Raw genomic sequence first — 7963 nt, forward strand, 5'->3', positions numbered from 1 at the left:
GTGACCATCACTTCTGCTTCTCCACCAACATCTGCGTGAAGAACTCATAGATCAACGCCGCCTGGAACGCCGACTGCTTGTTGTCGGCCGCGCCGCCGTGCCCACCTTCGATGTTCTCGTGGTACCAGACCTTGTGCCCGAGTTCTTCCAGCAGCGCCGCCATCTTGCGGGCATGGCCGGGGTGGACGCGGTCGTCGCGGGTGGAGGTGGTGAGCAGGATGGGCGGGTAGGGCGCGTCGGCGCGGACGTGCTGGTAGGGGGAGTATTTGCCGAGGTACTCCCATTCCTCCGGGTCGTCGGGGTCGCCATATTCGGCCATCCAGGAGGCGCCCGCGAGCAGCAGGTGGTACCGCTTCATATCGAGTAGCGGGACCTGGCAGACGATGCCACCGAACAGTTCGGGGTAGCGGGTGAGCATGACGCCCATGAGTAGGCCGCCGTTGGAACCGCCGACGGCGCCGAGCTGTTCGTGGGTGGTGATACCGCGGGCGACCAGGTCGCGGGCGATGGCGGCGAAATCCTCATACACCTTGTGCCGGTTGGCTTTCTGCACCGAGGTGTGCCATTCGGGGCCGTACTCGCCGCCGCCACGGATATTGGTCATCACCCAGGTGCCGCCGCGTTCCAGCCAGCCCATACCGGAGGCGCCGCTGTAGGCGGGTGTGCGAGAGACCTCGAAGCCGCCGTAACCGGACATCACGGTCGGTCGCGGCGAATCCTTGTGGTCGCGGTGGCGGATGACGAAGTACGGCACCATGGTTCCGTCATCGGAGCGGGCGAAGAACTGTTCGGTCTCGATGCCATCGGTGTCGAAGAAGCCCGGTTCCTGTTTGAGGCGGGTGGTCGCACCACCGACGGAACTCGCGAGCAGTGTGGTCGGGGTGGTGAATCCGCTTGTGGTGAGCATGAATTCGTCGCCACCCTCGAGCGGATCGAGGTTCATCACACCGGTGGTCGACATCGGTGGGGTGTCGGCCAGCGATTCCCGGCGCCAGCCGTCGGCTCCCGGAGTGAGCACGTACAGCTTCGTCTGCACATCCTCGAGGGTGACGAGCAGCAGATGGTTCTCGGTCCAGCCGTAGCCGTGCAGCGAGGTGTGTGTGTCGGGTTCGAAGATCACTTCGAAATCCCGTCCACCGGCGAGGAATTCCTCGAAGTTCACCGCGAGCAGGGCACCCGCCGGATAGGTCGTCGACCCGACCTCCCACGGTGACTTCACCCGGATCAGCAGCCAATCCTTGTACCAGGACTCACTGGCGTCCGAGGGCGTCTCCAGATGCCGCCAGCCGCCATCGGCCTCCAGCAGATACACCTCTTCGTTGAAGAAATCGGTGGCGCGGCCCAGGTAGTGACGCTCGTAGCCGGGGGTGCGGTCGTAGCCCGCCGAGACCGCGACGTCACCCGATTCGCCCTCGAACACCGTCTCCGCCTCGGTCAGCGGGGTGCCGCGGTGCCAGCGTTTGGCAATACGCGGATACCCGGAGTCGGTGAGCGAATCGGGGCCGAAGTCGGTGCCCACATACACCGAGTCGATATCGATCCAGCTGATCTGCGATTTCGCCTCCGGCAGGAAGAATCCACCGTCCTCGGGTGCGATGAATGTCCTGGTCTCCAGATCGAATTCGCGCACCACCTTGGCGTCGGCACCGCCACGCGAGAGTGAGATGAGCGCGCGGCTCTGCGCGGGCCGCAGCACGCCCGCGCCACCCCACACCCAGTTCTCGTCCTCGGCGGCGGCGAGGGCGTCGAGGTCGATCAGCACATCCCAGTCGGGGGTATCGGTGGCGTATTCGGCGAAGGTGGTGCGCCGCCACAGCCCGCGCGGATGTTCGGCATCGCGCCAGTAGTTGTACAGCCAGCTACCGCGACGGCCCGGATAGGCGATCTTGGTATCGGTATCGAGCATGTCGAGGATGCGGCGCTGCAACTCGGTGAACCGGTCGGTCGAGGCGAAGCGCTCCACGACGACCTCATTGTGCGCGCGGGCGAAGTCGAGGGCGGCCTCGCCGGTCACCTCTTCCAGCCACAGATAGGGGTCGGTCACCTTTTCCTCAACGCCGCTCATGCCCACATTGTTGCCCAGTGGTGACGACCACCACGCGGCTACCCGATGCGGCCGCGCCCGAGACATAGGATGAGCTGCTCGAATGCCGAACGATCCAGGAGGTCGCCGTGCCGCCGTTCTTATGGGAGCAGCACAGCTGCCTGCCGCTGCTACCGACCGCCGACATCACCGAGCTGGCGCGGTATCCGCTCGGCACCTACCTGTCGGTGAACGTGGGCTATTCGCCGCAGACGAGCACCGACACTCTCGCGCTCCTGTACGGGTTCCGCCGTGATGCCCTGGCCGACGGGCGGTTCCGCCTGGTCACGAAGGTTTCCGAGATCGGCGACACGGACACCATCGCGCTCGCTTTCGACCTCGAGGATGCGGGCCCACTCGACGGCGACCTGGACAATGTGGTCCGATTCCGTGATCTCGGCGTCCGCTCCCTGCTACCCACCTACAACCACGCGAACGCCGCGGGCTGCGGCTGCCTCGACACCGAGGACACCGGGCTCACCGCCTACGGGCGCGATCTGGTGCGCGCGTTGAACGCGGCAGGCGTCTTCGTCGACGGAGCACACTGTTCCCGTCGCACCGGCCTGGACCTGGCCGAACACACCGCCGCCCCGATGATCTACAGCCACGCCAATTTCGATGCGGTGTGGGCGCATCCGCGCAATATCACCGATGAACAGGCGAGGGCCTGTGCGGAGACCGGTGGCGTCATCGGCGTCAACGGCGTCGGGATCTTCCTCGGACGCAATGGTGCCGACGAGCGCGCCGAACGGGTCGCGGCCATGGCCGACCACATCGAATACGGTGCGGAACTGCTCGGTATCGACCATATCGGCATCGGCTCCGACTATTCGTTCGACGCCGACGATTTCAATCACGAGATCCGCACCAACCCCGGCGCGTTCTCCGATGCCTACACCCGGTGGGGCCCATTGCAGTGGACCCCACCGGAAGACCTGCTCGGCATGTCCGGGGTCACCGGACTGGACGAGGTGCTCGCCGCCCGTGGATTCTCCGAATCCGATCGCGCGGCGGTGTTCGGCGGCAATTTCCGTCGCGTCGCCGAGCAGGTCTGGCAGGACTGAACGTCAGCGCGCCGTCCACTTGGCGCAGCGCTGAGTGAGGAAGGGCATCACGATCCACTGCCGCGACCGAGGTCGGCACGATGAGTGTCAGCCGCACCGGCGTGGCCGTGGAGTCGAGAAGCGGCGCGGTGCCGAGCAGTCGGAAGTCCCTGGCGGCCGCGCGGATCCGCCACGGTATCTGCCTCATCCGAGCCGGACCAGCATCTTCCCTGAGTTCGCGCCCGTGAGAACCCCGAGGAACGCGGCGGGCGCCTGGTCGAGCCCGTCGTACACGGTCTCCTTGGTTCGCACGGTGCCCTCGGCGAGCCAGGCGGCGGCCTTGGCGATGTACTCGCCGAAGATCGGGAAGTAGCTGTTCACCAGCATCCCGCGCAGGGTCAGCTCCTTGGTCGCGGCCAGGAACAGATCCGGTCCCCGCTGGGCGGAGTCGCCGTTGTAGCCGCTGATCGCGCCGACCAGCGCGATGCGACCGCCCGGACGCATGGCCTCGACGGCGATGCGCAGATGATCGCCCCCGACGTTGTCGAGGTAGACGTCGATACCGTCCGGTGCGGCCTGCGCCAGCTGACCCGCAAGATCGCCCGCCCGGTAGTCGATGGCGGCGTCGAAGCCGAACTCGGTCGTCAGCAGTTCGGTCTTCACGGGCCCGCCCGCCGAACCGATGACCCGGCTCGCGCCGAGCACCCGCGCGATCTGTCCGGCGACGCTGCCGACCGCACCGGCCGCCGCCGAGACGAACACCGTGTCACCCGGCCGGACCGGCGCGGTATCGGTGAGCGCCGCATACGCGGTGAGACCCGTGGTGCCGAGCGCGCCCAGGTAGTGGCGAGGTTCGGCCAGTCCGAGATCGACCTGCGTTGCCTGCGCGGCATCGATCACGGCGTGCTCGCGCCAGCCCGCGAAATGGGTGACGGTCGCGCCGACAGGGATATCGGACCGGGATGCGATCACCTCGCCGAGTGCGGAGCCCTCCAACGCCGTATCCAGTGCGAACGGCGGAATATAGGACGGCTTGTCGTCCATTCGCCCACGCATGTACGGGTCGACCGACATCCAGGTGTTGCGAACCAGGATCTGGCCCTCGGCGAGTTCCTGGATCGGCGTCGAGACCAGCGCGAAGTTCTCGGCGGTCGGAACGCCGGACGGGCGCGCGGCCAACCGGATCTCTCGGGTCGTCGTCGGAAGGTCCACCCGGTCCGGCGCCGAACCGGCGACCGCAGAGGTGGGCAGATCCTGCTTGGTGGATGACATGGTTGCGCCTTCTCTCGTATTCCGCGGACTGTTCGTCCGGATACGAAGAAGCTATGGCGGTTTCGGGCCGGGCCCCAGGTCCGCGCCTGACACGAACCGGTCCTTACGCGACATGGTGTCGGCGTGCGTCGCAACCGTGGTCGACGCGCCGAGTGCCGCTGCACAGGGCCGGTCTGCCGTCGGGTCGGTCGGCGGCTGTTCGCCCGGTGCCTGGTCCGGTAGCAGCGGTCAGCGATTACGCACCGTGCCCGGTGACACTCCACTCCACCGCTGAAACGCCTTGCGCAGGGCGCGGTCATCGGTGAAACCGAGCCGGCTCGCGACAGTGGCGGTGGTCAGGCCGGAGGCCAGCAGTTGTTCGGCGCGCCGGTAACGCAGCAGGTCCAGCTCCGCGCGCCAGGTGGTGTCGTGTTCGGCGAGGCGGCGTTGCAGGCTGCGCGGACTCATCGCCAATCGGGCGGCGACGGTGGTCAGGGTGGGATCGCCGGTGTCGATCGCGGCGGCCAGCGCGGTACGGAATTCGTCGAGCGGGCCGGGGATCGGCCGGGCGGCGGCGAGTACCAGGTCGGCGTGGCTGCGCAGCAGTTCCGCCAGGGCCGGATCGGCGCGGGCCAATGGTGCCTCGGCGTCGGCCGCGGTGAAGGTGATGGTGTCGGCCGGTGCGTCGAATTCGATGCGCTGGGTGCCGAATGCCTCGGTGAGCGTGCGATATTCGCGTGGCGCCGGATGGCTGAAGGTGAGCCGCGCCGGAATCACGGTGCGGCCGAGCCCTTCCCGAGCGCGGCGCAGATAGTAACCGAGCACGTATTCGTTGACCACCGCCGCCACGGCCGGGTCGCCGGCACCGGTGCGATATCCCACGGTCAGCTCACCGTCGCGGTGCAGGTCGAAACCTTCGGTGGCGGCGGTGACCAGCCCGTGGTAGGGCTGGGCGGCGGTCAGCGAATCGGCGAACGTCGCGCCGGTGGTGATCAGATAGTCCCAGGTGCTGAGCCGCCCGAGCGGCGCCGCGTCGACAACCGCGAGCCCGGCGCCGGTACCCGACCGCGCGACCGCCTCCCACAGCCGCAACAGCGACGGCATCGGCACCCGGTCGAGTTCACCGCGCAGCTCATCGTCGGCGACGCCGGGAATCCCCGCGAGCTGCTCGGCCGCCACACCGACCCGCAACGCGGCATCACGCACCAGCCGGATCAACGGAGCGGAGACGGTGCCGGTAGCCACGGCCCCCACGGTAACCATCGTGCGGCGCTGATGTTCTACCCACGGGTAACCGGATACCCCTCACCATTGCGGGGGATAGGCGAGTGAACTTCCAGCAACCGCGTTAGGCTCGGTGCCGTGACTTCCCACTACGATGTCGTCGTTCTCGGCGCTGGTCCCGGCGGTTACGTCGCTGCGATCCGTGCCGCTCAACTCGGCCTGCGAACAGCGATTGTCGAGCAGAAATACTGGGGTGGCGTGTGCCTTAACGTCGGCTGCATCCCATCCAAGGCGCTGCTGCGCAACGCGGAGCTGGCTCATATCTTCACCAAGGAAGCGAAGACCTTCGGTATCTCCGGTGAGGCGTCCTTCGACTTCGGCGCGGCATTCGACCGCAGCCGCAAGGTCGCCGACGGCCGGGTCAAGGGCGTCCACTTCTTGATGAAGAAGAACAAGATCACCGAATACGACGGTAAGGGCACCTTCACCGACCCGAACACCCTCTCGGTGGCGTTGAGCAATGGCGGCACCGAAACCGTCACCTTCGACAACGTGATCATCGCGACGGGTACCGTCACCAAGCTGCTGCCCGGCACCTCGCTGAGCGCCAACGTGGTCACCTACGAGGAGCAGATCCTCACCCGTGACCTGCCCGGATCCGTTCTGATCGTCGGCGCGGGCGCCATCGGCATGGAATTCGGCTACGTGCTGAAGAACTACGGTGTCGACGTGCGCATCGTCGAGTTCCTCGACCGCGCGCTGCCCAATGAGGACGCCGACGTCTCCAAGGAGATCACCAAGGCGTACAAGAAGCTCGGCATCACCATCACCACCGGTGCGGCCGTGCAGTCCATCGATGACGACGGGTCCAAGGTCACCGTCAGCATCAAGGACAACAAGTCCGGCGCGGTGGAGACGGTCACCGTCGACAAGGTGTTGCAGGCCGTCGGCTTCGCGCCACGGGTGGACGGCTACGGCCTGGAGACCACCGGCGTCGCGCTCACCGATCGCGGCGCCATCGCCATCGACGATCACATGCGCACCAACGTGGCGCACATCTACGCCATCGGCGATGTCACCGCCAAGTTGCAGCTGGCCCACGTCGCGGAGGCGCAGGGTGTGGTCGCGGCCGAGACCATCGGCGGCGCCGAGACCCTGACCCTCGGCGACTACCGGATGATGCCGCGCGCCACCTTCTGTCAGCCGCAGGTCGCCAGCTTCGGTCTCACCGAGCAGCAGGCCCGCGACGAGGGCTACGACGTGAAGGTCGCGACCTTCCCGTTCACCGCCAACGGCAAGGCGCACGGTCTCGGCGATCCCACCGGTTTCGTCAAGCTCATCTCCGACACCACCCACGGTGAACTGCTCGGCGGCCACCTCATCGGCCCCGACGTCTCCGAGCTGCTGCCGGAGCTGACCCTGGCCCAGAAGTGGGACCTCACGGTCAACGAACTGGCCCGCAACGTGCACACCCACCCGACGTTGAGCGAGGCTCTGCAAGAGGCCATCCACGGCCTCGCCGGACACATGATCAACTTCTGATCGCGGCTCGATCCTGTCTGCCGACCCGGCGCCGGTGCCACCGCACCGCGCCGGGTCGTCCGTATTCGGGCGGCGGTCATCGGCAGGCCAGGCCAGCCTGTTTCTTTATGCCGTCTTGACGCTTTCCTGCGTTTAATTGTCATCTCCCATACGCTTCCTCGATTTATTTCGTGATGTCATTTGAGTCGCCTGTTCAGGTGCCGTGATTGCGGCTGTTCGGGTCCTTCGTTTCACCTCGAGGAAAGTGTTCGAATTCATGACGATAAAGTCGGCAGCTGTATCCGTTCTCGCGTTGGCCGCCGTGGTGGCTTCCGCATCGAGCGCGGGTGCCGCGCCCGCACCCGATGCGGCTCCCGCGCCCGGCAGTGCTGTGCAGACCGATGTGCTGCCCGGTATCCACTACACGGCGAGCGTGGTCGACAACTCGGTGGTGCTGCGGACCGATTCGGGTTCGCTGACCACGCAGGGCTCTCAGTTCCAGGTGCTCGACGATCAGGGTCGGCTGGTGGCGGGGATGCCGCTGACCTATTTGAAGGACGGTAAGGAATGGCCGATCGCGGCGCGGGTCGAGGGCGATACCGCCGTGCTCACGCCGAGCACCGATCCGGCGGCCGCTCGACCTGCGGCGATGTTGCAGCCGACCGCCGATGAACCGGTCGACTTCAATACCGCGTTGAGCACGGCCGCTACGCAGTTCGGTTTGGCGACGGCGGTGGGCACGTTGCTCGGTTCGCTGGTCGGTGGTGTGCTCGGTTGTGTGGCGGGTGCGATCATCGGTGCGCCGCTGGTGGTGCCGACGTTCTTCGCCGGTCCGATCGGT

At 66.7% G+C, this 7963-nt stretch carries 6 protein-coding genes; 3 read left to right on the plus strand and 3 right to left on the minus strand.

Annotated features, from left to right (window positions below):
* Positions 1–7: 7 nt before the first annotated feature.
* Positions 8–2065, minus strand: coding sequence for a prolyl oligopeptidase family serine peptidase (locus tag QH168_RS20735; RefSeq protein WP_280236409.1), 2058 nt, complete (start codon positions 2063–2065; stop codon positions 8–10).
* Between the two features lie 107 nt (positions 2066–2172).
* Between QH168_RS20735 and QH168_RS20740 the strand changes: the two genes are divergently transcribed.
* Positions 2173–3147 carry a dipeptidase gene (locus QH168_RS20740; protein ID WP_280236410.1) on the plus strand — a complete coding sequence of 325 codons (975 nt, stop codon included), beginning with the start codon at positions 2173–2175 and terminating at the stop codon, positions 3145–3147.
* Positions 3148–3330: 183 nt separating this feature from the next.
* On the opposite strand, the gene QH168_RS20745 is transcribed toward QH168_RS20740, so the two are convergent.
* On the minus strand, positions 3331–4398 hold the full coding sequence (locus QH168_RS20745; RefSeq protein WP_280236411.1) for an NADP-dependent oxidoreductase: 1068 nt from the start codon (positions 4396–4398) through the stop codon (positions 3331–3333).
* A 228-nt stretch (positions 4399–4626) separates the two neighbouring features.
* A complete protein-coding gene (locus QH168_RS20750; RefSeq protein WP_280236412.1) occupies positions 4627–5622 on the minus strand; it encodes an AraC family transcriptional regulator in 996 nt (331 codons plus the stop codon).
* A gap of 117 nt (positions 5623–5739) precedes the next feature.
* Here QH168_RS20750 and lpdA point away from each other — a divergent pair, with 117 nt between their 5' ends.
* Both lpdA and QH168_RS20760 read left to right on the plus strand, forming a co-directional pair.
* A complete protein-coding gene (gene lpdA, locus QH168_RS20755; RefSeq protein ID WP_280236413.1) occupies positions 5740–7143 on the plus strand; it encodes a dihydrolipoyl dehydrogenase in 1404 nt (467 codons plus the stop codon).
* 256 nt (positions 7144–7399) lie between these two features.
* On the plus strand, positions 7400–7963 hold a 564-nt coding region (locus tag QH168_RS20760), incomplete at its 3' end, for a hypothetical protein (protein WP_280236414.1).

Origin of the sequence: Nocardia cyriacigeorgica, from assembly GCF_029868385.1 — a bacterium.
GTDB classification, from domain to species: domain Bacteria; phylum Actinomycetota; class Actinomycetes; order Mycobacteriales; family Mycobacteriaceae; genus Nocardia; species Nocardia cyriacigeorgica_F.

Coding starts and splice junctions, on each gene's coding strand:
- QH168_RS20735 (WP_280236409.1), bottom strand. CDS start 2,065: ATGAGCGGCGTTGAGGAAAAGGTGACCGACCCCTATCTGTGGCTGGAA.
- QH168_RS20745 (WP_280236411.1), bottom strand. CDS start 4,398: ATGTCATCCACCAAGCAGGATCTGCCCACCTCTGCGGTCGCCGGTTCG.